27 protein-coding genes are annotated in these 26,225 nt (G+C 68.2%); 7 read left to right on the top strand and 20 right to left on the bottom strand.

The annotated features are described in order from the left end of the window. Nucleotides 1–125 precede the first annotated feature (125 nt). Entirely contained in the window at nt 126–938 is an 813-nt protein-coding gene (locus ACMGFH_RS21155; protein WP_415380591.1) for a TrmB family transcriptional regulator, read from the bottom strand. 167 nt (nt 939–1,105) lie between these two features. Between ACMGFH_RS21155 and ACMGFH_RS21150 the strand changes: the two genes are divergently transcribed. From ACMGFH_RS21150 to ACMGFH_RS21140, 3 genes are all read left to right on the top strand, one after another. Further along, nucleotides 1,106–2,131, top strand: coding sequence for a methyl-accepting chemotaxis protein (locus tag ACMGFH_RS21150; protein ID WP_415380590.1), 1,026 nt, complete (start codon nt 1,106–1,108; stop codon nt 2,129–2,131). A gap of 138 nt (nt 2,132–2,269) precedes the next feature. Continuing rightward, a complete protein-coding gene (locus tag ACMGFH_RS21145) occupies nt 2,270–3,685 on the top strand; it encodes a response regulator (RefSeq protein WP_415380588.1) in 1,416 nt (471 codons plus the stop codon). A gap of 268 nt (nt 3,686–3,953) precedes the next feature. Then, on the top strand, nt 3,954–5,372 hold the full coding sequence (locus ACMGFH_RS21140; RefSeq protein WP_415380587.1) for an FAD-dependent monooxygenase: 1,419 nt from the start codon (nt 3,954–3,956) through the stop codon (nt 5,370–5,372). A 226-nt stretch (nt 5,373–5,598) separates the two neighbouring features. Here ACMGFH_RS21140 and ACMGFH_RS21135 read toward each other — a convergent pair whose 3' ends face one another. Further along, a complete protein-coding gene (locus ACMGFH_RS21135; RefSeq protein ID WP_415380586.1) occupies nt 5,599–6,201 on the bottom strand; it encodes a sulfite oxidase-like oxidoreductase in 603 nt (200 codons plus the stop codon). A gap of 128 nt (nt 6,202–6,329) precedes the next feature. On the opposite strand from ACMGFH_RS21135, the gene ACMGFH_RS21130 reads away from it, so the two are divergent. Continuing rightward, a complete protein-coding gene (locus ACMGFH_RS21130) occupies nt 6,330–6,593 on the top strand; it encodes a hypothetical protein (RefSeq protein ID WP_415380584.1) in 264 nt (87 codons plus the stop codon). Nucleotides 6,594–6,618: 25 nt separating this feature from the next. Here the strand turns inward: ACMGFH_RS21130 and ACMGFH_RS21125 are convergent, their stop codons facing one another. Then, nucleotides 6,619–7,026, bottom strand: a complete 408-nt coding sequence (locus ACMGFH_RS21125; RefSeq protein WP_415380583.1) for a hypothetical protein — start codon at nt 7,024–7,026, stop codon at nt 6,619–6,621. Between the two features lie 109 nt (nt 7,027–7,135). On the opposite strand from ACMGFH_RS21125, the gene ACMGFH_RS21120 reads away from it, so the two are divergent. Further along, the gene (locus ACMGFH_RS21120; RefSeq protein WP_415380582.1) at nt 7,136–8,143 is read left to right on the top strand and encodes an SGNH/GDSL hydrolase family protein; all 1,008 of its coding nucleotides are present in this window, start codon (nt 7,136–7,138) and stop codon (nt 8,141–8,143) included. A gap of 43 nt (nt 8,144–8,186) precedes the next feature. Here the strand turns inward: ACMGFH_RS21120 and ACMGFH_RS21115 are convergent, their stop codons facing one another. From ACMGFH_RS21115 to rfbB, 6 genes are all read right to left on the bottom strand, one after another. Next, the gene (locus ACMGFH_RS21115) at nt 8,187–9,395 is read right to left on the bottom strand and encodes a pyridoxal phosphate-dependent aminotransferase (RefSeq protein ID WP_415380581.1); all 1,209 of its coding nucleotides are present in this window, start codon (nt 9,393–9,395) and stop codon (nt 8,187–8,189) included. 85 nt (nt 9,396–9,480) lie between these two features. Beyond that, complete coding sequence (locus ACMGFH_RS21110; protein WP_415380580.1) at nt 9,481–10,521, bottom strand: lysylphosphatidylglycerol synthase transmembrane domain-containing protein; 1,041 nt, start codon at nt 10,519–10,521, stop codon at nt 9,481–9,483. Nucleotides 10,522–10,585: 64 nt separating this feature from the next. Then, nucleotides 10,586–11,362, bottom strand: a complete 777-nt coding sequence (locus tag ACMGFH_RS21105; protein WP_415380579.1) for a class I SAM-dependent methyltransferase — start codon at nt 11,360–11,362, stop codon at nt 10,586–10,588. A gap of 95 nt (nt 11,363–11,457) precedes the next feature. Continuing rightward, complete coding sequence (locus tag ACMGFH_RS21100) at nt 11,458–12,372, bottom strand: glycosyltransferase family 2 protein (RefSeq protein WP_415380578.1); 915 nt, start codon at nt 12,370–12,372, stop codon at nt 11,458–11,460. 338 nt (nt 12,373–12,710) lie between these two features. Continuing rightward, nucleotides 12,711–14,537, bottom strand: coding sequence for an ArnT family glycosyltransferase (locus ACMGFH_RS21095; RefSeq protein ID WP_415380577.1), 1,827 nt, complete (start codon nt 14,535–14,537; stop codon nt 12,711–12,713). 100 nt (nt 14,538–14,637) lie between these two features. Continuing rightward, a complete protein-coding gene (rfbB, locus tag ACMGFH_RS21090; RefSeq protein WP_415380575.1) occupies nt 14,638–15,564 on the bottom strand; it encodes a dTDP-glucose 4,6-dehydratase in 927 nt (308 codons plus the stop codon). Nucleotides 15,565–15,618: 54 nt separating this feature from the next. Here rfbB and rfbD point away from each other — a divergent pair, with 54 nt between their 5' ends. Continuing rightward, entirely contained in the window at nt 15,619–16,512 is an 894-nt protein-coding gene (gene rfbD / locus ACMGFH_RS21085; RefSeq protein WP_415380574.1) for a dTDP-4-dehydrorhamnose reductase, read from the top strand. Between the two features lie 18 nt (nt 16,513–16,530). Here the strand turns inward: rfbD and ACMGFH_RS21080 are convergent, their stop codons facing one another. Next, nucleotides 16,531–17,289 (bottom strand): PspA/IM30 family protein, encoded by a 759-nt coding sequence (locus tag ACMGFH_RS21080; protein WP_415380573.1) that lies wholly within the window; start codon nt 17,287–17,289, stop codon nt 16,531–16,533. A 255-nt stretch (nt 17,290–17,544) separates the two neighbouring features. Here ACMGFH_RS21080 and ACMGFH_RS21075 point away from each other — a divergent pair, with 255 nt between their 5' ends. Then, complete coding sequence (locus ACMGFH_RS21075; protein ID WP_415380572.1) at nt 17,545–17,895, top strand: hypothetical protein; 351 nt, start codon at nt 17,545–17,547, stop codon at nt 17,893–17,895. Between the two features lie 271 nt (nt 17,896–18,166). On the opposite strand, the gene ACMGFH_RS21070 is transcribed toward ACMGFH_RS21075, so the two are convergent. The 10 genes from ACMGFH_RS21070 to ACMGFH_RS21025 form a co-directional block, all read right to left on the bottom strand. Then, nucleotides 18,167–18,346: a hypothetical protein gene (locus tag ACMGFH_RS21070; RefSeq protein WP_415380571.1), complete on the bottom strand. Its 180-nt coding sequence runs from the start codon at nt 18,344–18,346 to the stop codon at nt 18,167–18,169. A gap of 2 nt (nt 18,347–18,348) precedes the next feature. After that, nucleotides 18,349–19,422, bottom strand: coding sequence for a glucose-1-phosphate thymidylyltransferase (locus tag ACMGFH_RS21065; RefSeq protein ID WP_415380570.1), 1,074 nt, complete (start codon nt 19,420–19,422; stop codon nt 18,349–18,351). Between the two features lie 130 nt (nt 19,423–19,552). After that, nucleotides 19,553–19,837, bottom strand: a complete 285-nt coding sequence (locus ACMGFH_RS21060) for a type II toxin-antitoxin system RelE family toxin (RefSeq protein ID WP_415380569.1) — start codon at nt 19,835–19,837, stop codon at nt 19,553–19,555. Further along, the gene (locus tag ACMGFH_RS21055) at nt 19,830–20,105 is read right to left on the bottom strand and encodes a ribbon-helix-helix domain-containing protein (protein ID WP_415380568.1); all 276 of its coding nucleotides are present in this window, start codon (nt 20,103–20,105) and stop codon (nt 19,830–19,832) included. The genes ACMGFH_RS21060 and ACMGFH_RS21055 overlap by 8 nt, the downstream gene beginning before the upstream one ends. Before the next feature lie 111 nt (nt 20,106–20,216). Continuing rightward, nucleotides 20,217–20,678, bottom strand: coding sequence for a dTDP-4-dehydrorhamnose 3,5-epimerase family protein (locus tag ACMGFH_RS21050; protein ID WP_415380567.1), 462 nt, complete (start codon nt 20,676–20,678; stop codon nt 20,217–20,219). A 72-nt stretch (nt 20,679–20,750) separates the two neighbouring features. Continuing rightward, nucleotides 20,751–21,521, bottom strand: coding sequence for an MOSC domain-containing protein (locus tag ACMGFH_RS21045; protein WP_415380566.1), 771 nt, complete (start codon nt 21,519–21,521; stop codon nt 20,751–20,753). A 130-nt stretch (nt 21,522–21,651) separates the two neighbouring features. Further along, nucleotides 21,652–22,404, bottom strand: a complete 753-nt coding sequence (locus tag ACMGFH_RS21040) for a pirin family protein (protein WP_415380565.1) — start codon at nt 22,402–22,404, stop codon at nt 21,652–21,654. 867 nt (nt 22,405–23,271) lie between these two features. Next, nucleotides 23,272–24,045, bottom strand: coding sequence for an IclR family transcriptional regulator (locus ACMGFH_RS21035; RefSeq protein ID WP_415380564.1), 774 nt, complete (start codon nt 24,043–24,045; stop codon nt 23,272–23,274). Between the two features lie 813 nt (nt 24,046–24,858). After that, complete coding sequence (locus ACMGFH_RS21030; RefSeq protein ID WP_415380563.1) at nt 24,859–25,791, bottom strand: dihydrodipicolinate synthase family protein; 933 nt, start codon at nt 25,789–25,791, stop codon at nt 24,859–24,861. 95 nt (nt 25,792–25,886) lie between these two features. Further along, nucleotides 25,887–26,135, bottom strand: coding sequence for a hypothetical protein (locus ACMGFH_RS21025; RefSeq protein ID WP_415380562.1), 249 nt, complete (start codon nt 26,133–26,135; stop codon nt 25,887–25,889). Between the last annotated feature and the right edge of the window lie 90 nt (nt 26,136–26,225).

Below are 26,225 nucleotides of genomic sequence, written 5' to 3'. Positions count from 1 at the left end.
CGACTCGCGGCGCCGCCGAAGCCGCCGCGCGTGCGCTCGACGACGGGGCGGAGCCGACCGGCCACTCGCTCGCCGGCGTCCCGGTGTCACGAGGCGACAGCCCCCAGCTACCGCGGCGACGGACCTCAGAGCGGGAGACCCGGTGAGCCGTCGTCCGTCACCTCGTCGAGGTGCACCCCGAGGAGGTTCCGGCAGAATATCACGAGTTCGCTGTCGTCGCCTTCGCCCCAGACGGCGGTCTCCTCGAGCGTTCCTCCGTTCTCCCGCAGGGACGCGAGTAACACCACCGATCGATCGGCCATCACCAGGCGACTCAGCTGAGAGCCGTCCGTCTCCAGCGTTTGCCAGTCCAGCGACGGACTCCAGACCGTCGCGTCCGGAAAGCGTTCCCGGAGGTCGACGCGGAGGTCCTCGTCGCTTGCGCCGAGCACGACACTGACCCCCCGGTCTATCGCGTACTGCACCTGACGAAAGCAGTCGTCGTCGAACGACGCGACCGACGTGAAGAAACCGAACAGCTCGGTCTCGGCCCGTGCGGCCACGAACTGTTCTCGTTCGATCACGTCCTGCTGCCCCTCGATCCGCCAGGGGCCGCTCGTGGAATCGCTCCGCTGGGGAGTCGCGACGGCCCGGAGCGCGCCGGCCGCGGATTCGAGGTGTTCGCTGTGTTCCCGCCGGAGTTTCTCGACGGCGAGGTCGGGATCGACGGCGCGGAACTCGCGAGGGTTCCCCTCGCGGATCTCCACGAGCCCGCGATCCTGGAGTCGCTCCGCGAGGTCGTACACTCGAGTTCGCGGCAGGTCGGAGATCTCGGCGACGCCCTTCGCCGTCCCGGCCCCGAACCGCGACAGCGCGACGAAACACCCCGCCTCGTACTCCGTCAGTCCGGCTTTCTGAAACGCTTCGACTGCCTTCCGTCTGTCACCGGCGCCACCCATCTATCACAACGTTAGCCTACATCGATATAAACCACACAGATGTAAACTCGCATCCGTTTGTTACGATAATAAACACAAAATTTTGAGAGAATATAAATAATTTCCAGAGTATCAGGGATCATAACTGGACGCTGAACGTTATACGTACCAATTCCTCAGCATCGCCTATGTCACCGAACACTGGGCGGCCCGGAGACGGTCCGGGGTCGGAAACATTGAACGAGCGGAATCTCGGAGATGCCGTTTCGAACGACCTGGACGAGGTCGAAGCGGACGTCGACGAGGACATCGACGTCGACCAGGAGTACGATCACGAGGCGGCGAACGACGTCCAGACGTCGATCGCAGAGCTGCACGAGTCGTCGATCGAGATCGCTCGTCGGCTGGGCGACATCCGCGACGGGACGGCCGAGCAGTACGAGGGGATGCAGCAGGTCTCCGACGAGATATCGAACCTCTCGGCGGCCGTCGAGGAGATCGCGTCGTCCTCGGAGGAGGTGTCCTCGGCCAGCCGAGAGGCGAAGGAACTCGCCGACGAGGGACAGGAGTCGGCCACGGAAGTGCGAGCGGCGATGGGACAGATCCAGGACGCCGCTGGGGACGTCTCCCGGGACGTCCAGGAGATCCACGGAAGCGTTCAGGAGATCGACGAGATCGTCGAGGTGATCAACGACATCGCGGACCAGACGAACATGCTCGCGCTCAACGCCTCCATCGAGGCCGCTCGCGCGGGTGAGGCAGGCGAAGGCTTCGCCGTCGTCGCCGACGAGGTCAAGAGCCTCGCCGAGGAGTCCCAGAGCTACGCCAGCGAGATCGAGTCGGTCGTCGGCGCGATCAAGGACGATACGGCGAGCGCGGTGGACTCGCTGGACGCGAACAACGAGCGGATCGACCGCGGCATCGAGTCGGTCGACGACGCCGTCGCGATCCTCGACGACATCCACGGCGCTGTCTCGGAAGTGAGCGACGGCATCACCGAGGTCGCGGCTGCGACCGACCAGCAGGCGGCCTCGACCGAGGAAGTCGCGAGCATGGTCGAACAGACCACGACCGCCGCCGACCAGATCGCCACCGAGACCGCGGTGATCGCCGAGGAACTCGACGCGCAGACGGACCGTATCGCCGACGCCGACGAGGCAATGAGCAGGCTCGCCTCCGAGCAGGACATCGCGGAGTCGGGGGGTGAGCGGTGAGTGGGGTCGGAGCGAACGTCGACCGGTAGACGCACCCGCCCCGGCGCGAGACCCGGTATCGAGAGTCCAAAAGACGACGGTGGCCTCGCCGGCATCAGTCGCCGCTCGGTCGCCGTTCGGCACGAGTAACGAGACACGATGGCACTACCAGACACTGAGTTCGACGGCGCGGACGAACCGCAGATAACCGTGCTTCACGTGGACGACGAACCGGAGTTCTCCGAACTGGTGGCGCTGCAGCTCGAACGTCTGGACGACTGCTTCACCGTCGTCACGGAGCGCAACGCACGCGACGGGTTCGAGGCGCTCAGCGACGGCGAGGTCGACGCCGTCGTGAGCGACTACCAGATGCCGGCCACGAACGGCATCGAGTTCCTCCGGACCGTCCGCGAGGACTACCCGAACTTGCCCTTCTTCCTCTTCACGGGACGGGGGAGCGAGGAGATCGCTACCGACGCGATAGACGCCGGCGTGACCTCCTACATCCAGAAAGGTGGGACGGAAGTGTACGAGCAACTCGTCAACCGCATCAGAAATGCGGTCGGTCACCGGCGATCAGTGCGCCGCGCGGAGATCACGCGCAACCGGCTGCTCGAGCTCTACGAGCAGACGGACGGCTTCTTCGTCGTCGATTCCGCGTGGACGATCACCTACTGGAACGAGCAGATGGCGCGGCGGACTGGCCGGACGGCGGACGAAATCCTCGGTCGATCGCTGCTCGACGAGTTTCCGGAAGCGGACGGAACGGAGCTCTACGATACCTACCGGGAGGCGATGACTACCAGAGCGGACGTCGCCTTCGAGACCTACTTCGAGCCCCACGACTACTGGCTGCACGTTCGCGTCTATCCCGTCGACGAGGGGCTGTTCGTCCACTCGCGGGAGATCACCGGCGAGAAAGAACGCGAGCAGGAGCTCCAGCGTCGGAACCACATTCTCGAATCGTTCGCGAACACCGTCTCGCACGACCTCCGGAACCCGCTCAACATCGCCGAGGGGAAGGTGCAACTGGCTCAGAAGACGGGCGACTTCGAACACCTCGACGCGGTCGCCGAAGCCCACAACCGGATGCGCAACCTCATCGACGAGCTCCTGGAGGTCGCACGCGGCGAGGAGTCGGTGGCGACGGGCGTGTCGCTCGCGGGGAGCGCCGAACGGGCCTGGGCGACGGTGTCGTCCGAGGAGATGAACCTCGTCATCGAAGGCGAGGCCGCGTTCGAAGCGCGAGAGAGCCAGCTCCGCCGCCTGTTCGAGAACCTATTTTGGAACGCGCTCGACCACGGCGGGGCCTCGACGGTGCGCGTCGGCGTGACCGACGGTGACGGATTCTACGTCGCGGACGACGGCGTCGGCATCCCGCCGGCGGACCGCGAGTGCGTCTTCGAGTCGGGCTTCTCGACCGAGGACGGGAACCCCGGATACGGGCTCGCGATCGTCAGCCGAATCTGCGAGACGCACGGCTGGGAGATCGGTGTCACGGAGGGCGTCGACGGCGCTCGATTCGAGATCACGGACGTCGGGATGGAGTCGGCGGCGGCGCCGAACAGGTCCTGAATCCAGTTTCGTCCGTCCACCGCTCGGGGGCGGTCTCCGACCGGATACGGACGACGGCCCTCCCGAATCTCGACCGGGATGACGAGGTGGACTTCGACGCCGTCGACGAGCGCGCGACGCTCGTCGACCAGACGGCCGACGACGGAACCCGTCGCAGTCGGAGCAGTTTGCGTTCTCGGGTGAGTGAGCCCCTCCACGAGGAACTCCCGCGGCGGTATCGGTCGATAGGGACCCGTACCGCTACGTGCCCGGCGACCGTAGGGCCGGTATGCCCGACCGGACCGAGGAGGCCGACGCCGTGGTGGTGGGGTGCGGGCCCGGCGGCGCCGTCCTCGCCTACCTCCTCGCACGCAGCGGCGTCGACGTCGCGCTCGTCGAGCGGGCCGCGACATTCGAGCGGGAGTATCGCGGCTTCGGCTGGAACCCGGGCGTCGTCCGCCTGTTCGACGAGATGGACGTGCTCGGCGACGTGCTCGACCTCGCTCACGAGACCGTCACCGACGGCGCGTTCTCGCTCTACGGCCGGCGGGTGACCGTCCTCGACTTCGACCTGCTCGACACCGACTACCCCTACGCGCTCATGATGGAACAGCCCGCGCTGCTCGAACGACTCGTCGAGCGCGCCGGCGCGTACGACACCTTCTCCTTTCACCCCGCGACGACCGTCACCGACCTCCGGACGGACGAGTCCGGGGTGATACGGGGGGTGATGGCACGGGACCGCGCGCCTGACCGACGGGAAGGCGCGAATCGAGCGAGCGGTGAAACCGGGAGCCGCTCGCCTGACCGGCGGGAAGGCGCGGACCGAGCGAGCGGTGAAACCGGGGGCCGCGAGGGCGAACGGAGTGAGACCTCGGACCGAGCGAGCGGTGAAACCGCGAGCCGCGCGCCGGAGACGGTCGCGTTCGAGTGCCGCGTCGTGGTCGGCGCCGACGGCCGGTACTCGACGGTCCGTTCGAGCGCGGGCATCGACGCCGGCCTGTTCGACTCGCCGATCGACCTCGTCTGGTTCAAGCTGCCGCGCGGCGCCGTCGACGCCGCCACCCAGGGTCGGCTCGACCGCGACGGCGTCCTCGTCTACTTCGGGCTGGGCGGCGGCGACCTGCAGGTCGGCTACCTGGTCCGCACGGGCGAGTGGCGCGCGGTCCGCGACGCGGGATTCCGGGCGTTTCGCGATCGGGTCGCCGCCGTCGATCCGCAGCTCGGCCCCGCGATCGACGCGCACCTCGACGGGTTCCGGGACACCACGCTCCTCGACGTGGCGCCGGGCCTCGCGGACGCGTGGACCCGCGACGGTCTCCTCCTCCTGGGGGACGCCGCCCACACCGCGAGCCCCATCGGCGCGCAGGGCAACCCCCTCGCGGTCGAGGACGCCGTCGTCGCCCACGACGTGCTCGTCCGCGCGCTCTCGGACGGGGCGGAACCGATCTCGCGCGAGCGCCTCGACGCGTTCGAGCGGCGGCGGCGCCCGACCGTCGAGCACGTCATCGGGCTCCAGCGACGCGCCGCCCGGAACCTCGCGTTCTGGCTCGACTACGGGCAGTATCTCCCCGGACGGCTCGTCCGCGGGTCGGCGTCGGCGTTCGGATGGGCGGTCCCCCGCTCGCGGCTGATCCGTGGACTCGTCGAGTCGTTCGCGCTCGGCGACCGCTCGGTCTCCGTCGCGCGGTCGCACTTCAAGGACTGACGCGTCCGCGCTACGGGGTCGTTCCGAGGTGGCCGACCGCGTCGTCGAGTGCCTCCAGCGCCGCCGCTTCCAGGTCCTCGTATCTGATGGGCAAGTCCGGCGTCACGTCGGCAAGCCCCTGCATGTACACGTCGCGCTGGCGGCTCGGCCCCGGCTGGTCGTCCGGCCCGCCGTCGGTCGTGCCCGACGATACCGCCCCCGCGGCAAAGTAGTTCGGCCCCGTCGCTCACAGCGTCGTGTACCGTTCCTCGTTCCAGGGGTTCGCGGTGTTGGAGTAGCCTCGTTTCTCCCAGTACCCCCGTTCGGCCTCGGTGAGGAAGGTGACGCTGTCGACCCACTTCGCGCCCTTGTAAGCGTACTTGTGGGGAGTGACCACGCGGAGCGGCCCGCCGTGGTCCGAGGGGAGCGGGTCGCCGTCGAAGTCGAGGACGAACAGCACCTCCTGGCGCATGCACTCGTCCAGCGGCAGATTGGTCGTGTAACCGTCCATCGCGCCGAACATGACGTGGACGGCGTCGTCCTCGACGCCCGCGCGCTCGGCGAGTTCCGGGAAGGTGACGCCGCGGAACTCGTTGTCGAAGCGGCTCCAGCCGGTGACGCAGTGGAAGTCCTGGCGCTGCGTGTCGGTCGGTAGCTCCTGGAACTCCTCCCACGAGTAGCGCAGTTCGTCCTCGACGGCGCCGTGGACGGTGAACTCCCACTCGCCGGGGTCGAAGTCGGGAGTGTCTTTCAGCGAGAGGACGGGGAATCGCTCGGTCTTCCGCTGGCCCGGTGGCAGGCGGTCGCCGTCGAACTCCTCGTGGATGTCGGTCACGTCTCGGACGCCCATGGGTCGGGGTTGGGGCGGAACGCCCCTAAATGGACGGATGCGTCGGAATCGGCGACGGCGCCCGTCCCCTGCAGCGGCCGGGCGCCGATTTATTCCGGTGGCTCCGGTAGGACGTTCCAGAGCTCACGATGCCGGTCATCAGACTCGAAGCCGACTCCCCCGAGCGGACGCAGATCGGCGAGGGACTGGTCCGGTTCGCCGTCCAGGCCGGCCGCCTGGAGACCGGCCGGAAAGAGGGGCGGTACTTCCTCAAGCACGCCGACGGCTGCGGCGTCGACGGCCGACGCATCCGCCCGGGCGACCCCTTCGCCTTCGACACCGAGAGCGGCGATATCCTCTGCATCGAACACGCCCGAGAGCGGGCAGAGGGTGCATCCGCCGAGAGCGAGTGATCGAGTGCGGTTCCGCGCTGACGAGTCACTCCAGCGTCCCGGCCACGGCGTCGAGCACGTCCAGCGCCGCCTCGATCTCGTCCGGTGATTCGACAAACACGAGCGTCCGCGGGGGTCGAACCGCCTTTGGCCGGACGCGCAAGTCGGCGTCCGCCGCCGCTCCGGCCGCACGGTCGGGGGCAGTCAGGAACTCGACGTGGATCCGGTCCGGGTGGACGGCCACCTCGGCGAGTCGGGTCTCGTGACGGTCGATCGCGTACGCGAACGCGCCGTCCGCGGTCGGCTCGACCCCCGTCGCCTCGTCGACGACCCCGAGCGCGTCGGTCTCGCGCTCGCCCGCCTCGACCGCCGCGGCGAGGCGCAGCGCGAGCGCCACGCCGTCGGCGCCGTCGACGCGGTCGTCGTCACCACCGCCGTCGCCGTCGTCGTTCATGCGCAACCGTCCGTTCGGGAACGGGAAAACTCGCCCGCTGTCCGGGGACACTCCGGAAGCACGGGACGCGAGGGCCACGCCTATATCGGCGGTCTCCGATTGCGGCCGTATGTCACGCGAGAACGTCGAGTTGCACAACGTCGCAGAGCCCCTCCCTGCGGACGACGGCGTCCGGCTGGATCGACTCCCGCCCGCAGTCACGAAGCCGTTCAACGACCGCTCGCAGGAGGAGTACGAGCGCCCCGACGGCGTCGAGATCCGCTTCGTCGGCGAGTCCGCCGAGATCACGCTGTCCTGTCCCGAGGGGTCGTGCGAAGCGACGCCGTTCTGGGGCCCCTTCCAGGGTCGGCCAGAGGAGCACGTCACCCTCGGCGCCGAGCCGACGACTATCGAACTGTCGCTCCCGGAGCGCGTCGCGGCGGTCGACCGCGACCGCCTCGACGACCGCTACTTCGACCCGACGGTCGGCCGCCTCGTGCTCTTCGGCAACCCGGTCGTTCTCCACGACGTGTCGGGCGACGTCCGACCGCCGGAACCGGCCGAGCGCCCCGACCGGACGCTGCTCACCTACGGCACGTCGATCACCCAGGGCGCCTGCGCGAGTCGCTACCCGGTGACCTACGGGCACCAGGCCGCGCGACACCTCGGCGCCGACCACCTGAACCTCGGCTCCGGCGGGTCCGCCTTCTGCGAGAACGCCCTCGCGGACTACGTCGCCGGGCGTGACGACTGGGACTGCGCCGTGCTCGCCGTCTCGGTCAACATGATCGCCGCCGACTTCGACGCCGACGAGTTCGGCGAGCGCGTCCGCTACCTGGTCGACACCGTCGCGGGCGCCCATCCCGACAAACCCGTCGCCGCGGTGACGCTGTACCCCTTTTTCGCCGATCTGTGTCCCGATATCAGCGACGGGGACGAGTGGCCGGCCACGCCGACCGAGTACCGCCAGGAGCTGCGCGACGCCGTCGCGGCCGCCGACCGCGACAACCTCCACCTGATCGAGGGCCCCGACCTGCTCCAGGATCCGGGCGGCCTCTCGACCGACCTCTTGCATCCGATGGACCACGGTATGACCGAGATCGCTCGTCGGCTGGCCGACCGGCTCGGCGATCTCTGATCGAGGAACACCGGAAATCGCCCGGAGAGCCAGCTGTGGAGTCCTATTCGTCGCCGTCAGCGTCGGCCGCGACCATCGCTTCGAGGCGGTCGAGTCCGAGTTCGAGCCGGTCCAGCCCGTTGGCGAAGCTCAGGCGGAGGTGCCCCTCGCCGCCGGCACCGAACGCCGCTCCCGGGGCGGTCACCACGCCGTGCTCCGCGAGGAGGCGCTCGGCGACCGCGCTGCTGGAGCCGTCGAGCGCGCTCACGTCGACGAAGGCGTAGAAGGCGCCGTCCGGCCGCGCGACCGAGATCCGAGGGATATCCTCGATGCGGTCCATCACGTACTCCCGCCGCTCGCGGAAGGCGGCCTTCATCTCGTCGACGGGCTCCTGCGGGCCGGTCAGCGCAGCGATCGCCGCGTACTGGGCCGGCGTGTTGACGCAGGACGTCGTGCTCTCGCGTATCTTCGTCACCTGGGAGAGGACGTCGTCGGGGCCGGCGAGCCAGCCGACGCGCCAGCCCGTCATCGCGTACGTCTTCGAGACTGATCCGACCGACAGCACCCACTCCTCGCGGTCGAGCCGGTCGGCCACCGCGGCGGTCCGCGGCGGCCGCTCGCCGTAGGTCAGCTCTCGGTACACCTCGTCGGCGAGCACGTACGCGCCGTGCTCGCCCGCGGCGGCGACCACGCGCTCGACGGCTTCGGTCGGGAACACCTGCCCGGTGGGGTTCGACGGCGAGGTCAGCAGGACGGCAGCGGTGTCTGGGCCGATGGCGTCGACGATCCGCTCGGCGTCGGGCGCGAACCCCTCCTCGGCGGGCATGGGCACCTCGACCGGGACGGCGTCAGCGAGTTTCGCCTGGGAGATGGGGTTCGGCCACGCTGGCGTGGGAACGACGACCTCCGCGCCGGGGTCGGCGACGGTGTGGATCGCCAGGTGGAGCGCCTCGACGCCCCCGGTCGTGATAGCCACCTCCGAGGCGGGGTCAGGCGTCGGCCCGCCGTCGCGACCGAGATACGCCGCGACGGCCTCCCGGAGTTCGCGGATGCCGGCGTTGGAGGTGTACTTCGTCCGGCCGGCAGACGCCGCCTCGTGGGCGGCCTCCACGACGTGCCCGGGCGTGTCGAAGTCCGGTTCGCCGAACTCCAGGTGGACCAGGTCGCCGTCGTGTTCGGCGGCGAGTTCGAACATCTCGCGGATCCCGTGGGGCTCGATCGCCTGGACCCGCTCGGTGACGCGGTCGGCCTCGGACTCGGACGGCTCCGTCATCGGTCGTACCGACCGCGCTGAGCGCCAAGAACGTTGGGATGCCGGCGGAGCGGATCAGCGTCCGAGACGGAGCGCCGCCCGGGAATCAGTCCCCGCTGGGCGTGTTCGACGTCAGGTCCGAGAAGTCGATCCGCAGCGAGGGGTACCAACCGGCGAGCGCCGGGAGGTACGAGCCGAGGAGGCGGTCGACGAACACCACCGGGACGACCGCCTCTGCCGGCATCCCAAGCGCCACGAACACCGCAGTCGCGCTCGCCTCGGAGACGCCGATGCTCCCGGGCGTGAGCGGGAGCAGCGTCACACTGTAGGCCGCGACGAGGTACAGCGGCAGCGCGACCAGCGGCTCGAAGGCGACGCCGAGGCTCTCGAACAGCAGCCAGACGCGCAGCCCGGGCACCAGCAGCACCGTCAGCGCGTAGCCCGCGACGTACTGGCCGACGGCGGACGGGTCGGTGAGCAGCGCGCGGAACGCGGCCGCCGAGTCGGCCGTGAACTCCGGGAGCTTCCCGGTCAGCGTCCCCAGCCGCCCCCCGACAACCGGGACGCGTCGGGCGACGGCGTCGACCGCGCCGGCCACGCGATTGACGGCCCGCATGTGCGCGCCGGCGAGCAACACCACCGTCCCGGCGGCGACGTACAGTCCCGTCGAGAGCAGAAGAACGAGGACGAGCGCCGAGGGGAGTCGGCCCAGCCCCAGCGCGACGCCGACCAGTGCGGTCACGCCGTAGAGGACGGCGTACAGCCCGGTGTGGACGCCCGAGACCGCGATCGCGTCGGCGTAGGGCATCCCGGTGCGGTCGCGGGCGACGAACGGCGCGACCGCGCGGCCCGACAGTCGCGACGGGAGCAGCTGGTTGACGAACAGCACGACCAGCCCGGTCTGGACGGCGTCGCGGAACCGCGTCGGCGCGGCGCTGTCGAGCAGGACGTGCCACATGTACAGGGACGCGACCAGTCCGACGGCGCTCACGGCCACCAGCGCCGCCGCGGTCCCGGCCGAGACGTCGGCCAGCAGCGCCACCGCGCGCTCCCACTCGACCTGGCGGACGACCCACCCGAGCGCGAGCGCGCCGACGAGGTACTGGACCGCGCGGACCGCCCGCGCCCGTCGCCCCGAGTCGCTCACGGACGCCTCCCGTCGGTCGTCGGTCCCGCCGGCGTACCCGCGGCGTCGGCGGTCGGTGTCAGTGTCACGGCTCGGGATAGTTCTCGGCGACGTCGCCGGACAGTTTCCGGAGCACGGCGAGGCCGCTGCAGTACGGGCGCTGTTCGAAGACGAACCCGTCCCTGACGGTGACGAACGACTCCGTCTCGTCGAACGCGCAGGAGAAGTACGTCTCCAGCGCCTGAATGACACCCCGGTCGGCGCGCCGCGAGAGGCCGACCGTCCCGTCCTGGCGCCGGTAGACGCGCTGCATGTTCGTGTCGTGGAACAGCACGACCGCGTCGTCGGCCAGGTGCGGGAACCACGCGTCGATCTCCGCGACGGTGTGTTCGTACTCGTGGCTCGTGTCGACGAACAGCACGTCGATGTCCGGGTCCACGTCGTGGTCGGCACACCAGTCCTCGAATCGCTCCGCGAACGCCACGTCGTCGGACCGGACGAACTGCCAGCGGTCGTAGTCGCCGTCGTAGGTCGTCGGGTCGACGTCGACGCTGACGAGGTCGGCGCCGGCGAGGTGGGCGACCCGCTCGAAGACGAACGTCGACTCGCCGCCCCTGACGCCGAGTTCGACGACGGTGTCCGGGTCGGCCTGCAGCGCCTCGACGAACAGCCGCTGGAGGTGGTCGCTGGTGTCCGTGTACGTCCGGGCGCGCCGCTGGACGGCCCGGAACTCGGGCAGGTCCGTCGGCGGCTCGTACGCCTCCGACCCCCGCACCTCGTTGTAGCGATCGATGCCACCGTGGATCAGGTCGAGCGCGCCGCTCCGCCGTAGCGAGCGGTGAAACAGATCACTTCCCCCCATGATCTGACAGTGGAGTGCCGGCCCGAAAAGTGGTCGGCCGCGGGCGGGCAGTGGTCGGTGTATCGAGGCATCGCGGGCGGTCGATAGTCGCCACGTCAGTGCACCTCCGGCGGCGCCGACTCGCTCTGTGCGGGCGGCTCCTCGCGCTCGCGGACGGTCGTCGCGTCGCGGAAGTCCGCCGCCGACCGAGGGTACTGGGCGAAGTAGACCTGCAGCGGCTGGGTCACGAGGCTCGCCGCAGAGAGGGCGACCGCTGTGGGCGGGACCGAGTTGTTGCTGTGGGCGGCGATCCGTGCAGCGATCGTCCGGAGGAGCGTCCGGAAGTTCTCCACGGACGGCGCGTAGATCTCGCCTTTGTCCGGGTGGACCGAATAGGTGTCGAGCACCGCCCGCATGGGGACGCCGCGGTCGGCCAGCCTGAGCGAGAGGTCGACGTCCTCGCCGCGGATCGGCATCGAGGGGTCGAACACCTCGCCGTCGAGTTCCTCCCGGTAGATCGCTCGCGGGATGATCGCCCCGTCCCCCGGTATGTAGTTCACGTCCGCCGTCCCGGACAGCGAGTCGACGACGTACGGGATCGTGAAGCGGTACGGCGAGAGGAGCCGCACGTAGGTCCGGTCGGGGTCGACGCGGAAGTTGCGCCGGGCCGTCGTCCACACCGCCTCGGGCGTGACGCGGTCGGCGAGCGTCCGCAGGTAGTCCCGCGGGAACAGCGTGTCGTGGTTGTAACAGCAGACGTACTCGCCGCGGCTCTCGCGGATCCCGCGGTTGATCCCGCGGCTGAACCCGCGGTTCTCCTCGTTCTCGAAGACCCGGATCGGCGCGTCGTCCGGGTACGCCTCGCGCACTCGCTCGGGCGTCCCGTCGTCGCTGTCGTTGTCGACGACGACGACCTCGTAGTCGTCGAACTCCTGACGGCGAACGGAATCGATCGCCCCGACGATCGCCTCGCCGGGGTCCCACGTCAGGAAGACCAGCGAGAACGTGGGGCGCGCCCTCGCGCTCGTCATCCGACCCACCTCCGCCGGCGGGTCGAGACGGCCCGACAGGAGCGTGACCTCGACGTGACCGACCGTCCGGGGCGCGCCCCCGTCGCGACGGACCGTCCGGGATGCGCCCCGATCGCGCCGTGCGGTGCTCTTCCGGGTCGGACCCAGCGGCGGACGGGCGGTGACATTCTCGGTCCCCCTCGTCCGATCGATAGGGCGAACGGCGGTTAACGAGTCATGTTGCACACTCAAGCCCGGGTCAGACGCCGCCAGAGCGGCGAATTTTCCGGAAAGCGTCGTCGGCCGAGCGGGGTCCGAGCGAACGGCCTCGCCGGACGGACGACGCCGCGAACCGGGAGTCAACCGGACGCGTTACACGGCCCGTCCCGTTCGAGAATCACGGTGTACTGGTCGACGCCCACGTCCTGTGGGTCCCCGTACTGGTGCATCCGCGGTCTGAGCCCGACCTCGACGAGTTCCGGCAGTCCCGCCGATCGGGCTCGGTCGCCCAGGAACGCCGGGCGGCGACCGAACGTCGCCGCGACGCGGTAGGGGTAGGTGTCCCCGGCGAGCAGGTCCCTGAGGAACCGCTCCCGGCGGTCACCGGAGATCCGGCTGGCCCGCTCGCTCCAGTCGTCGGGCGCCAGCACGAGGACGCTCTCGTAGTAGTGCAACTGGACGTAGTCGGGACAGCGCTCCTCGATGGCCAGTAGCCACGCCATGCCCGAGTCCTTCGCGCCGCCGGGCGTCGCGTTCCTGTTCGTGGGCCGGTAGACGGTCATCCAGTGGGGGACCGCCGCCTCCTGGGGGTCGTTCGGGTACGTCTCGACAGTCGCGTTGGACGCCGCGTTCGCGTCGAGCCAGCCGGTCGCCCGGTCCCGGGACTGGGAGGCGTATCCCAGGTCGCCGACGCCGGCGTACAGCCCGCTCGTCACGAGGAGCACCGCGATGAGCGGCCCGCCCAGCGTCCGACGGTAGTCGTACAGCCGCATCAGCGCGACTGCGAGCACGACGACCAGCAGCGGCATCGTCGGGAGGAGGTGGTGCGTCCGGATGTACGCCCAACTGGCGTAGAGTCGGGCGTACGCGGCGACCACGATCAGGGTCAGCGCGACGCCGTCGGCCTCCGTCGACCGCTGGAGAACTCGGGGGATGCTCGCGAGCAGTCCTCCCACCGAGGCGACGAACAGGGGTAGCCCCATGCCGTTGAGGTACCCCCGGAGAGCCCACCACCAGGTGGGTTCGATCCGCCAGCCGTGCGGGTCGGTCTTGCCCGTCGTCCCCCGACCGATGCGGGCGACGAGCGGTTCCAGCCCGCCGGCGACCACGGTCGGGAACCCCAGGTAGATCGCCCCCGCGCCGAGCGCCGCCCCGACCGCGAGCATCCGCGGCCGGAGCAGCGCCGACCGCCACTCGTCGCCTGCGTTGCCCACTCGGAGGACGAACGCGCTCGCGATGACGAGCACGCAGACGACGGTCGTGAGCTTCAGCGCGATGGCGATCCCGCCGGCGAGGGAGGCGGCGAGGAAGAGCGCGGCGTCGCCCGTCTCGGTGTAGCGGATGCAGAAGTAGACGACCAGCAGGAAGAAAAACAGCGCCGGCACGTCCTCGCCGACCTCGTGGGCGAGGACGAGAAAGCCCCAGGTGACGGAGAGCAACAGCGCGGCGAGCCGGCCGGTCGCCCGGTCGCGCATCACCGTCCCGATCCGGTAGGTGACGTAGACGCACCCGACCGCCAGCGCGACGACGACGAGTCGACCGAGCAGGACGCTCCACGTCCAGATCCACGCCGGCGTGCGCTGCCAGTGGGCCCACAGGTCGACCGACGCGTGCTCGGGCAACTGGACGAACGCGTCGATCTGCCCGGTGAGGAAGGCGACGACGAAGACCGGCAGGAGTGCCAGCCCGAACAGGTAGAACGTCGCGCCGAACGCCCGCCCCTGTTGCATCCCTGCGAGCGCCGAATCGATCCCAGGGTCCGCGGCGAACGTACCGACGAACGACATCGGGTCGACGATCCGCCAGCGCTCGTCCCGGGTGGCGAAGTTCGGGACGCGGTGCCAGAACCAGAAGCCCGCGAGCAGCGTCGCCAGCCCGAGGAGGTACGGGAGGTACGGGTCCGACTCGAAGTCCTCCCGGAGGCAGCGCCTCGCCCGTCCGATCAGCCCACCGGCCACTGGGCGCATGCGATTGCGTTCGGCGGAGGCCCGGAAAGTCATACCCTCGATATACTCGCTGTCGCGTCGGTAAGCCGGAGTTACCGGCCGACCGCGCCGAGGGTTCGGTTCAGTCGCCCAGGTAGTACTCGACCGTCCGCTCCAGTCCCTCCTCGAAGGTGTACTCGGGTTCCCAGTCGAGGTCCCGGATCTTCGCCGTCTCCAGGGCGTAGCGCTGGTCGTGGCCCGGCCGGTCCTCGACGAACTCTACGAGGTCCCGCGACGCTCCCACTTGGTCGAGGATCGCTTCGGTCACCTCGAGGTTGGTCCGCTCGTCGCCGCTGCCGACGTTGTACACCTCGCCCGCGACGCCTTCCCGGAGCACCAGGTCGACGGCCCGGCAGTTGTCGGCGACGTAGGTCCACTCGCGGACGTTCGAACCGTCGCCGTAGAGGGGCAGCGACTCGCCCGCGGCGGCGCGGGCGAGGAACTTCGGAATGAGCTTCTCTTCGTGCTGGCGCGGGCCGAAGTTGTTGGACGACCGGGTGACGACGACCGGCAGCCCGTAGGTCCGCTCGTAGCTCAGTGCGAGGTGGTCGGCGCCGGCCTTGGTCGCCGCGTAGGGATTCCGCGGGTCCAGCGGGTCGTCCTCGGCGAACGCCCCGTCGACGGTCTGGCCGTACACCTCGTCGGTCGAGACCTGCAGGAACCGGTCCAGATCCGCGTCGCGGGCGGCGTCGAGGAGCGCGCGCGTGCCGTCGACGTTCGTCTCGACGAACGGCGCCGCACCGTCGATCGATCGGTCGACGTGCGACTCCGCCGCGAAGTGGACCACCGCGTCGACGTCCGCGACCAGGTCGGCGACCAGGTCCTCGTCGCGGACGTCGCCCTCGACGAACTCGTGACGGTCGTCCGCGAGCGCGCCGGCGAGGTTGCCCTTCGAGCCCGCGTAGGTCAGCGCGTCGAGCGTGACCACCTCGTCGTCGGTGTTCGCGAGGAGGTGGCGGACGTAGTTCGAGCCGATGAATCCCGCGCCGCCGGTGACGAGCGTTCGCACGGTCGAGTCAACGAGTCGACGGCATATTTGTGTTTCCGCGGCGTGTGCCGAGACATGCGAACGCTGGTCCTCGGCGCGAACGGGCAACTCGGAAGCAACGTCGTCGCCACCGCGTTCGACCGCGGCTGGGACGTCCACGGGACCGTCCGGTCGCCGCCCGGGGGCGCGCCGGTGGAGTGCTCCCGGCTGGACGTCCGCGACGCCGACCGCGCGGCCGCACTGATCGACGAGCGCGGGCCCGACCTCGTCGTCAACTGCGCCGCGATGACGGACGTCGACGGCTGCGAGGCCGATCCCGAGCGAGCGCACGCGGTCAACGCCGAGGCGCCGGGCGCGCTCGCCGCGGCCTGTGCAGAGCGGGAGATCTCGTTCGTCCACGTCTCGACCGACTACGTGTTCGACGGGCGCGACGAGGCGCCGTACGACGAGTCGGCCGAGACGAACCCGCTCCAGGTGTACGGCGAGTCGAAACTGGCCGGCGAGCGCGCCGTGCGCGACGCCGGCGCCGACTCGCTGGTCGCCCGCCTCTCGTTCGTCTACGGGACCCACGGATTCACGGGCGAACTGACTGGGTTCCCGGCCTGGATCCGCGGGAAGCTCGCCGCGGGCGAGTCGGTCCCGCTGTTCACCGACCAGCACGTCACGCCGAGCCGCGCCGGGCAGGCGGCCGCGACGCTCCTCGACCTCGCCGACCGCGGGGAGTCGGGGACGGTCCACGTCGCCAGTCGCTCGTGTCTGACCCCCTACGAGTTCGGCCGCCTGCTCGCCCACCGCTCGGGCGCGGACCCGGCCCTCGTCGTGGAAGGGGCGATGGACGACGTCGACCGCGAGGCGACGCGACCGCGCCGTACCTGTCTGGACGTGTCGGCCGTCGAAGCGGCTCTTGGCCGCCAGCAGCCGACGACCGACGACGACCTCGCCGCGATCGACGAGGCGCTCACGTCCTGATCGCCGGCCCCCGGGGAGTCAGTCGGTCCCGCTCCCCGTGGGCTCCTGTTCGAGTTCGACGTCGGTCTCGTCCCGCGTCTCCCGGCCGACTCGCGTCTTCATCTCCTCGAGTTCCCGGTCGATCCGCTGCTCGGTCGAGCGGCGTTCGAGTTCGCGGTCGATCTCGTCTCCCTCGGCCAGCACGTCGTCGAGCGCGCCGCTCGCTTCGAGTTCTTCGAGCGCGGACGCCCGGGCTTCCATCTGCTCGGTCCGGTCGGTCGCCCGTTCGATCGCGCGGCTCACGTCCTCCATCTCGCCGCCGACGCCCGTGAACGCCTCCGCGACGCGCGCCGACGCTCGCGCCGCCTCGTGGCGGGCTTTCAGCGTCTCCTTGTGCGTCCGGAACCCCTCGATGCGGCCGCGAAGCGTGACCTGCCGCTCCGTCAGGCGGTCCTGGGTCGCCTGGAGGCGGTCGATCTGTTCCTCGAGGTCGCCCACCTGGTCGACCGTCGCGTGTTTCTTCTCGAGCGCGCGCCGCGCGAGGTCGTCGCGGTCCTGACGGACCGCCTCCCGGACCTGCTCGTCGTGTTTCTCGGCGGCCGCCTGCAGGCGCTCGCGGTGCATCTCCAGCCGCTTCTTCTGGGTAGTGATGCTCGCGATGCCCCGGTTGATCTCCTGGAGTTCGTCGCGCAGTCGCTCGTAGGAGTAGTCGAGTTCCGCTGCCGGGTCCGACGTGCGATTGAGGAGCGCGTTCAGCCACGACTCGATCGTGAACGAGATGCGGCCGAGGAGGCTCACCGGCACCCCTCCAGTTTGAGCCGCCCGTGTACGCGACTGTATCCGTTCGATGGCATAGCGGAGGGATCGAGCCAGAACCGGTTAATACCGCTGCGCGCAAGTGCCGGTCCGGCGTCGAACGCGCCGCGAACGCGTTCAGCCGGTCTGCCGGGGCGCGTCGCCGCCCTCGCTCGCCGATTCGACTGTTCAGCGGCCTGCTCGACCCGTTCGGCTGACTGCTCGGCCTGTTCCGCGGCCCGTTCGACCGTCTGATCGGTGCGTCCGGCGGCGGTCGCGTCCGGAAACCGGTCGGTTCACCGCCGCCTATCGACCCTTTCTGTTTTGGGAGGCGGCGTATGCCCACTGGTCCCATACGTCGACCTGATCACGATGAGCCTTGACCAGTCTACGCCGCCCCTCGACGTCGAGAACGTGAGAGTGTTCGACTACCAGCGGAACGTTATCGTCGAACTCCACGGAGAAACCGCGGAGGGGGAGTTCGACGCGGTATCGTACGTGTTCAGGGACGACTCGGGCGACGCGGGGCTGCGGCCACCCGAGATCGCCGACGCGCACGAAGCGGCCGTATACGAGGCGCTGGACGACGCGGGTTACACGATCACGTAAACGGCTGTGAACGAGATAGACGTGACTCGGCGATATTGTAGCGAACAGAGCGGACCACGGCCGAAAAGCGGCCGTGTGTCGCTCTGAATTGGTCCCCGCTGACGCTTCGGCCCTCCAAGACGAAGCGTCATCTGATACAATGACCTACTGTTAATTAAGCCTGTTGGGCCGCCGCCGTAAATATAGTCTATTTTACACCTCTCTCGGAGTTCGAGGCCGACCGTGATACCGGAGCGGGTCTCGGCTCCCGCCCGACCGGGGGAACCCGCGGCTACAGCCGATACTGCTCCCGGTGAGCCACGAAGTGTTCGCGGTCGCTCTCGGGGAGGTCGGCGAACCGGAGGACCGCCTCGCAGTCCAGTCCGGGGCACTTCATCACGCGGTTCGACTCCAGTTCGTTCGCCGAGACGACCGTCCCGCAGTCCGAGCAGGTGAGGGTGATGACGCGCATGGTCAGAGTTTGATGTCGGAGTTCTCGCCGACGACGAGCCGCTGGCCCTCGGGGAGCAGCCCCTTCGCGCTCGTTATCGAGGCGTCGCTCCCGACGAGGCTGTCGACGATCCGGCCGGAGGCGTCGATGTCCGCGCCGCCGATGATAACGGTGTTCTCGACGTGCGCGTTCGCGACCGTCGAGTCCGCCCCCACCGAGGTGTAGGGCCCGACGTAGGCGCCCTCTCGTACGGTGACGTTCTCCCCGAGCGAGACCGGTCCCCTGACGACCGCGTCGGACTCGACGGTCGCTCCCTCGCGGAGGTCGATCCGACCCGTGGTCTCCGCGCCGTCTTCGACGGTGCCGTCGTCCGCCGGGTCCAGATCCGCGAGGACGAGCCGGTTGGCTTCGAGGATGTCGCCCGGCTTCCCGGTGTCTTTCCACCAGCCGTCGACGACGTGGGAGCTGATCGCCAGCCCGTCGTCGAGCAGCGACTGGATGGCGTCGGTGATCTCCAGCTCCCCGCGCCAGGACGGTTCGAGGTCCTGGATGGCGTCGAAGACCGCCGGCGAGAACACGTAGACGCCGATGAGCGCCAGATCGCTCGGCGGGTCGTCGGGCTTCTCGACCAGCCGACGCACCTCACCCGTCTCGTCCACGTCGGCGATGCCGAACGCCCCGGGGTCGTCGACGTGCTGTAACGCGATCGCCGCGCCGTGGTCGCCCGACTCGAAGTTCTCGACCAGCCGCCCGACCCCCTGGTTCAAGAGGTTGTCGCCGAGGTACATCACGAAGTCGTCGTCGCCGACGAACTCCCGGGCGCAGCCCGCCGCGTGCGCCAGCCCGAGCGGGTTCCCCTGGACGATGTACGTGACGTCGACCCCGTAGGCCGACCCGTCGCCGAGGAACGACTGGATTCCCTCGCGGCCTTTGTGCCCGAGGACGACGCCGATGTCGGTGATCCCGGCCTCCCGCAGGTCCTCGACCGCGTACTCCAGGACCGGCTTGTTCGCGACCGGGATGAGCTGCTTGGGCCCCGTGTGGGTGATCGGCCGGAGCCGCGAGCCCGTCCCGCCCGCGAGGATGAGTCCCTTCATGGTCCGGCGATTGGGCCGCAGACAGTCAGTTAGTCGCCGCTTATCGGCATCCCTGATCTATCCGAGGACCCTCGATCGCGATTAGCGACGAACACGAGACAGGCGTCGACCACGGTGGAGAGATGACCGATCAATCGTCGTCGGCAGTGTATGCACCGCTGCGACGTTTGATTCGGGCGACGATCAGTCGCTGGTCGTCCTCTCGGAAGGCCACGGATAGGCGGAATCCTCCGACACGTATCTTTCTGTAAGGACTGTTCTGAAGCGGTTCTCCGTAGTCGGGCGGATCGCGCCACGGCGAGTCGACGATGTCGTCCAGTTTCTCGACGACGCGGTCCTGTTCCTCGGGGGAAAGCGCGGCGAGATCGTCTTCTGCCTTCGAGGAGAGTTCCCAGACCCAGCCGTCGTCACTCATCCGTCCCGAACCGGTCGCGCGCCTCGTCGGCGCTCATCGTCCGTCCCTCGCGAACGTCCTCCTCTGCTTCGAGGAGCGCGACGAGTTCGTCGCGGTCGAACGTCGGGAACTCGACGGCGTCCCGGAGCGTGTATCGGATGAACTCACTTCGGCTGTTGAAGCCGCGTCCCTGCCACGTGTCGTCGATCTCTTCGAGGAACGACTCGGTGAGCTTGAAGTTCACCGTGACGATGTCGTCGCCGTCACTTCCCGTGGTTGCTTCGGACATACGGGCGTAATACGAGGGTATTACCGATAGTCGTTTCGCCGGCGACCTCACCGCCGGTCTTCGCCGGCGGCTTCACCACCGATCCGTCGGGGAACAGAGCGACCGTCTCGGTCAGTGCGGCATCTCGTCCCAGTCCAGCGGGATCTCGTCGGTGTCCGGAGGGAGCCGCTCCTCGTCGGGGTCGTCGTAGTCGTAGAGGTTCGTCGGGAAGTTGATCAGCGTGGCCCGCTCGTCGCCGACTACCTTGAACCCGTGCCAGCACGCCCCGGGAATGCGGATCATCCGATGGTCGTGCTCGCCGACGACGAACGTGTCCAGTTCCCCCTGCGTGGGCGAGTCCTCGCGGTCGTCGTAGACGCCGACCTTGATGCGCCCGCTAGGGCAGACGAAGTGGTCGACCTGCCCGCGAGTGTGGCGGTGCCAGGCGCGGACGACGCCCGGGTAGCTCAGCGAGTAGTAGCTCATCGCCGGCTCGGGGTCGTACTCCTCCCAGTCCTCCCTGAAGACCTCGACCAGGTGGCCGCGTTCGTCGGCGTTGACCTGTAGCTCCCGCGTCTGGACGCCGTCTATCATACGCGAAGCCACTCGTCCCAGATTCTTAACGTTCGGTGTGGCCGCGGCCGGGGTGCCGCTCGCGACCACTGGTTACTCGACCACGTCGACCTCGTCGTCGACGGCGAGCGTCGCGCCGCGGTCGGCCTCCGGGATCCGGGTGATGACCATCAGCGTGTAGTAGTGGTCGAACGCGTCCCAGTCGGCCCACTCGGGGAACGTCGCCTCGCGCCGCTCGACGAACCGCTCGCGGAACTCCGGGGTCGGCTCGCCGGTGCCGGGGTCCCGCTGCGGGACGACACAGCGTCCGCACGGCGTGATACCCTCGAAGCGGACGCCGTCGACGTCGAACGCCGGTGCACCGTCGCCGACGAACCGGTCCTCCCAGAACGCCGGGACGCCCGATATCTCGACGTTCGCGCGGAGGCGGCGGCGCGCTCCCTCGACGGTCATCTCCTCGAACCACGAGGCGACCGCCTCCAGCGTCGCCGTGCTGACCACCGACGGCCCCATCTCCCGCCGGTCGACGTAGCCCAGCGAGTCATCCCGGTGCAGTTCCAGGTCCGCGTCGAAGAAGTCGCCGAACCACTCGGCGGCGCGCTCGCGCTCGGCGTCGAGGTCGAACTCCCGTTCCTCGCCGTCCGGCGTCTCGACCGCCAGTTCGCCCGACACCGGGTCGAAGTCGGTCGCCAGGTCGTGGACCCGGTCGGTCCGCTTGCCGTTGAGGACCTCCCCGTCCGTGTCGAACAGGGCGTACTCGCGGTCGTGACGGAGCGTCCCGCCCTCCAGAATCTCGGTCGCTTCGAGGTCGATACCGTCCAGCCCCTTCACCGGGAACACCCTGAGTCGTTCGAGACGGGCCATCACACGAACGTCGTCCGCCCACACCAATAGCCATTCGTTCGAACTTATGCGCCGGGAGGGACCGTCGGATCGCTCGGTCGCGTGGGGACCGCCCCGATCGACTGTCTGTCGAGTCTACCGACTGGTCGGCTCATCGACCGATAGTGCCCTGCCGCGTGACCGGTGCGTCGGGGTCGATGCAGAACGCCACGAGCACCGAGTCCTCCCGCGCGGTGACGGCCAGGCCGTCGGAGTCGACGAGTAGCCCGCTCTCGGTCTCGTCGAAGTGGGTCTCGCCGGCCTCGACTGCCCCTTCAAAGACGTAGAAGTACGTATCCCACCCCGAGACCGCGGGGAGGTCGACGCTCGCCCCTTCGTCCAGTCGCGCGTCGTAGCAGTGGACGTCGTTGCGCACGGTGAACGGCGCGTCCGATTCTGCGGGGCCGAAGACGTGGCGCCACTCGTTGTCGACCGGGTCTTCGGTGGGTCCGTGCTGGATGCCCGGGTCGAGGTCGAGGCTGTGCGGTCGAACGAATATCTGGAGCATCCGCAGCGGCGGGTCGTCGGCGAGCGTGCGCTCCTCGTGCCAGAACCCGTTGCCGGCGTTCATCACCAGCAGGTGCTCGGAGTCGGTGACGAGTTCGTTCCCTTCCCGGTCGTCGTGGCGCATCACGCCCGCCGGTACCCACGAGACGATCTCCTCGTTGCGGTGCTGGTGCATCGCGATGAGCGTGTCCGGGTCCATGAACGACTCGACGACCGTCGATAGCGGGCCGTAACCGTGGTCGTCGTGGTTCGGGTGGTTCCGACCGGGGAAGTTGAAGCGGATCCGGAACTTGCCCTGGTCCTGGGTGACGTCGCTACGCGGCGCCTTGTGGAGTTTCGGCGTGGATTCGGGTTCCATGCGATCAGTTGCCCGAGCTAGCGGCTCTGTACACAAAAGCGACGCGTGCTACGGGACACGTCTGCAGATTCTCGGAGACCGCGATCCGGGACCGGATTCCGGTGGCCCTCTCTGCCGGTTTGCCAGCACCGATACGTCGCCGCCAGCGGGACCGCGGCGATATCGTTGCGACAGTCACGGTGTAGCCGCTGGCCTGCCGACCGAACCCCCATCTCCGAAGTTCGGCTGCGCGTCTCTACGGCCAAATAATAACGATTTTCATACTATTATAGTATATTTATACTACTGACGTACTGAGGTGACAGAATCCGAATTCGCGGTTCGATCAGATGAGTTGTCGAGATCTCTTAGAACCGTTACGCCCCGAAGACGCGGGGAAAAGACGATCTGTCGGTACATATCAGATAGTCAGCCATCCGAGTCAGAAATTAGATTGTAGTTCAGATTTTACTTTTATGTCGAGGATATAAGTCCACTCGGCCGATTGCGCGCAAATATGTGGTATGTTTCGAAGCAAAATACGATCATATCTGCACCACTGAAGTATGTGTCGGAGAAGAGAGCATAGTTAGATATAGTATCTGATAAAAATCGGTTAGTCCATAATATATTGAAATTCTCGCCTCGGAAGTAGCGAGGTGGCGACTCGACACACGCCCATCGGGCAATCCTCGTGAGATGGGTGCGCGACGCGCATTCGCTCTGGGAGAGCGTCCCCGACAGCGCCGGACGGAGGTATCGCCGAGACCGCGGGCAACCGGTTCGCCCGTGGGACTCCGACTGGGGTGATACCTTCGGGGACCGGATCCGATTCACGTTGCAAAGTGGCGTGCCGGTTTGAGTCGCGGGAAACGGCGGAGAGAACGATCAGGAGAACTTGGTGTTGATCTCGACGATGTTCGCGGTGTACTGGACGAGATCGGAGAGTTCGCCGTGGATCCGGTCGGTAGTGAACCTGACCGAGGGACCGGTGAGACTCACCGCGCCGAGGACCTGACCGTCGCTTTTGACCGGCGCCGCGATACAGCGGATCCCCTCGACGTTCTCCTCGTCGTCGAGCCCGTACCCCTGTTCACGGGTCCGGTCCAGTTCCTCGAGGAGTTCGCCGGGGCCGGAGATCGTGTTCGGCGTTCGACGTTCGTACTCGCACGAGTAGACGATCTCCTCGACTCGGTCGTCCGGGAGATACGCGAGGATCGATTTCCCCAGCGCGGTCGAGTGAATCGGTTGCTTGGTCCCGATCTCCGACGCGCTCTTGATGCCGTTCTCGCCGCTGGTCTTGTACAGATACGACACCTGCCCGTGCTCTTCGATCCCGAACTGTGCGGTCTCGCCGCTTTCCGCGGCCAGGGCGTCGACCTCGTCCCGGATAACGTCGTAGTTCCCGACGTGGTCTCTGACCCCTCTCGCCATGTCGAGGATGCGGAGGCTCAGCCGGTAGTCGTAGCCCTCCCTGACGACCATTCGCTGTTTCTCGAGCGTCTGCAGGTGGCTGTGGATCGTGCTTCGAGAGTAGTCGAGCGCCCCGTCCAGCTCGGTCACGTTCGACTTCCCGCGCTCCTGCAGGACGTCCAGAATCTCGAACGCGATCCCGACCGACCGCACGGTTCGACCCCTTCCGTCCTCTGACGCCTTCGCCATGTCTGTCAATGCCTCACTACCAGACCTTAATGATTTTCCCGCCCCGAATAGAGGGGCGCCGTGCGCCGAACGACCGATCTCGCTGTCGCCCAGCGGCCCATTCCCGGCGGCCCGTGTCCGGAACCGAACGGAGCACGCGTCGGTAGTTCCGCTGTCGGGAACAGAAATCGTGCGGTTCGCTACAGCGGAACAGTTGAGGCAACACTTGCTGCGAAATCGCGGGCGGTTCTCGAACTGGTAGTTCGTGGCCGTTTTCTGGCCCCGTCCGTGGGTATTGTTACCAATGTCCGGGTCGGCGTGGCGATCAGGTGCGAATTGAATTACAGCCATAACATTGGAAGCCTCATTCGACGTGGGAGTCCCCATACTGTCGCGAGAGGCGAACGGCGATAACACGGCCGAACGAGCGGGAGGGCGCGGAAATCTCAACGCGAACCCGGGGGGTACCGCTCGAAAGTTCGTTCGTGACAGGGGACAGTACCAGTTGGTGCGACGCGGCGGGTCGGTAGTCGGCCGAACGGCGACGGGGTGAGCGTTCGGTGGGCAACCGTGTACCGTCTCCCGGTGGCACCGCTCGACGGTTCATTCTCGCAAGCCCGCGAAGAGTCGGTCACGTGCCGCCTTCGGTGTCTCCTGCCGAATCCCGGAACCGGCGGCGAGCGACAGGACGCCGCCGATTACGTACAGAAAGTTCGATACGGTCGGGGATTCGGCGCGGTACCGGGCTCGACGGACACTGGGCCGATCGGTTCGATCCGCTGCCCAGATCGAGGAGACCCGACCGCCGAGGCGCCAGGGGCCGGATGCGCCCTCTCACGTGGGGTTCCCGAACGTGCCCTCGATCCGGTCGTAGTGCCGTTCGACGCGTTCTCGGCCACGCGAATCGAGGTCGACCAGCGGTTCGCGAACGGAGCCGCCCTCGAACCCGGCCAGGTCCATCCCGTACTTGACGACCGGGACGTTGTTCCCCCCGTCGATGGCGCTTCCCTCGCCCGGTCTGTCGCGGAGGTCTTCGAGCGGCCGGAGCGACCGCTGGATCCTTCGGGCGCGCTCCCAGTGTTCGTTTTCGATAGCGTCGTACAGGGCGAGGGTCGTCCGGGGCAGGAAGTTACCGAGTCCGGTCGTGTAGCCGGACGCGCCCTCGACGGCGAACGCGAGCGCGTACCGCTCGGCGATCCCGTTGACCCACGTGACCTCCCCGTCGGCGTCCTGGACGGTCTGGGCGAACTCCTTCACGTCGTCGACCCCGAACTTCACTGCTACCACCTCCTCGCGTTCGCTGACGTCGACGATCACTCCCCGCGGCAGGTCGTGGCCGCGTTTGTAGAGGACCACCCCGAGGTCGGTCTCGTCACAGATGCGGTGGTAGTAGGTTTTCAGTCCCTCTTCGTGGACGTACGTGTGGTCCGGGTGCATCACCATGATCGCGTCGGCCCCGACGGCTTCGTACCTCGACGCCAGGCGGGAGACCTCCGGGACGTTGCCGACCACACCGCCGGCGACGGTCGCTTCCGGACCGGTCGCTTCGACGTGTGTCTCGACGACCGCGGTCCGCTCCTCATCCGTGAGCGCGTAGTACTCCCCCGTGTTCCCGCAGGGGATGAACAGGCGCGCGCCGCGGTCGTAGAGCCGTTCGACGTTGTCCGCGAGCGCGGCGGTGTCGACTTCGGACCTGTCGTCGGTGAACGGGACGGCGGTCGTGAACGCGACGGTCTCGAAATTCCGGCGAAGTCGCTGTGGCTGCATATGAGGTGCAATTACACCGACACTATTAAGTTTACTTCCGTGTTCACCGGGACGGGCACTCGCGGCTCTCGGGCGCGGGCGTCACAGGGAACCGGTCAGTGCATCGGCGTATCGCCGAGGTAACCGCAGCGCCAGAAGACGAGCCCGATGACCACCAGGAGGACGGCGATGAGCCCGAAGTCCATGAGGAGGACGTAGTAGTTGGCGGACCCCGGCTCGATGGCGGTCGCGGCCATCACGGCGATGACGAGGTGGACCAGCGTAAGCGCCAGCAGGCTTATCCAGAGGAACTGTCGGCGACAGATCCAGTCCATAAACGCTGATCTCGTCGTGTCTTCTGCCATTGCTCGCAAAAGCGGCCGCGGGCCAATAATGGTTCGGGACACCGGCGGTAACGGGCCTGCGGGCACGTTCTCTCGTCACCGCGCCCCGAC

The sequence above is a fragment of the Halosimplex rarum genome (assembly GCF_047715405.1).
GTDB classification, from domain to species: Archaea; Halobacteriota; Halobacteria; order Halobacteriales; family Haloarculaceae; genus Halosimplex; species Halosimplex rarum.
This window is presented reverse-complemented; position numbering and strand designations above follow the sequence as displayed.

Bases quoted from the DNA above. Each gene is read 5' to 3' on its own strand.
- ACMGFH_RS21135 (WP_415380586.1), bottom strand. From the start codon at position 6,201: ATGGGCGTCCGAGACGTGACCGACATCCACGAGGAGTTCGACGGCGAC.
- ACMGFH_RS21095 (WP_415380577.1), bottom strand. From the start codon at position 14,537: ATGCGCCCAGTGGCCGGTGGGCTGATCGGACGGGCGAGGCGCTGCCTC.
- ACMGFH_RS21105 (WP_415380579.1), bottom strand. From the start codon at position 11,362: ATGGGGGGAAGTGATCTGTTTCACCGCTCGCTACGGCGGAGCGGCGCG.
- rfbD (WP_415380574.1), top strand. From the start codon at position 15,619: ATGCGAACGCTGGTCCTCGGCGCGAACGGGCAACTCGGAAGCAACGTC.
- ACMGFH_RS21130 (WP_415380584.1), top strand. From the start codon at position 6,330: ATGCCGGTCATCAGACTCGAAGCCGACTCCCCCGAGCGGACGCAGATC.
- ACMGFH_RS21100 (WP_415380578.1), bottom strand. From the start codon at position 12,372: ATGACGAGCGCGAGGGCGCGCCCCACGTTCTCGCTGGTCTTCCTGACG.
- ACMGFH_RS21070 (WP_415380571.1), bottom strand. From the start codon at position 18,346: ATGCGCGTCATCACCCTCACCTGCTCGGACTGCGGGACGGTCGTCTCG.
- ACMGFH_RS21155 (WP_415380591.1), bottom strand. From the start codon at position 938: ATGGGTGGCGCCGGTGACAGACGGAAGGCAGTCGAAGCGTTTCAGAAA.
- ACMGFH_RS21150 (WP_415380590.1), top strand. From the start codon at position 1,106: ATGTCACCGAACACTGGGCGGCCCGGAGACGGTCCGGGGTCGGAAACA.
- ACMGFH_RS21065 (WP_415380570.1), bottom strand. From the start codon at position 19,422: ATGAAGGGACTCATCCTCGCGGGCGGGACGGGCTCGCGGCTCCGGCCG.
- ACMGFH_RS21120 (WP_415380582.1), top strand. From the start codon at position 7,136: ATGTCACGCGAGAACGTCGAGTTGCACAACGTCGCAGAGCCCCTCCCT.
- ACMGFH_RS21025 (WP_415380562.1), bottom strand. From the start codon at position 26,135: ATGGCAGAAGACACGACGAGATCAGCGTTTATGGACTGGATCTGTCGC.
- ACMGFH_RS21115 (WP_415380581.1), bottom strand. From the start codon at position 9,395: ATGACGGAGCCGTCCGAGTCCGAGGCCGACCGCGTCACCGAGCGGGTC.
- ACMGFH_RS21145 (WP_415380588.1), top strand. From the start codon at position 2,270: ATGGCACTACCAGACACTGAGTTCGACGGCGCGGACGAACCGCAGATA.
- ACMGFH_RS21055 (WP_415380568.1), bottom strand. From the start codon at position 20,105: ATGTCCGAAGCAACCACGGGAAGTGACGGCGACGACATCGTCACGGTG.
- ACMGFH_RS21050 (WP_415380567.1), bottom strand. From the start codon at position 20,678: ATGATAGACGGCGTCCAGACGCGGGAGCTACAGGTCAACGCCGACGAA.
- ACMGFH_RS21060 (WP_415380569.1), bottom strand. From the start codon at position 19,837: ATGAGTGACGACGGCTGGGTCTGGGAACTCTCCTCGAAGGCAGAAGAC.
- ACMGFH_RS21040 (WP_415380565.1), bottom strand. From the start codon at position 22,404: ATGGAACCCGAATCCACGCCGAAACTCCACAAGGCGCCGCGTAGCGAC.
- ACMGFH_RS21035 (WP_415380564.1), bottom strand. From the start codon at position 24,045: ATGGCGAAGGCGTCAGAGGACGGAAGGGGTCGAACCGTGCGGTCGGTC.
- ACMGFH_RS21125 (WP_415380583.1), bottom strand. From the start codon at position 7,026: ATGAACGACGACGGCGACGGCGGTGGTGACGACGACCGCGTCGACGGC.
- ACMGFH_RS21030 (WP_415380563.1), bottom strand. From the start codon at position 25,791: ATGCAGCCACAGCGACTTCGCCGGAATTTCGAGACCGTCGCGTTCACG.
- ACMGFH_RS21045 (WP_415380566.1), bottom strand. From the start codon at position 21,521: ATGGCCCGTCTCGAACGACTCAGGGTGTTCCCGGTGAAGGGGCTGGAC.
- ACMGFH_RS21140 (WP_415380587.1), top strand. From the start codon at position 3,954: ATGCCCGACCGGACCGAGGAGGCCGACGCCGTGGTGGTGGGGTGCGGG.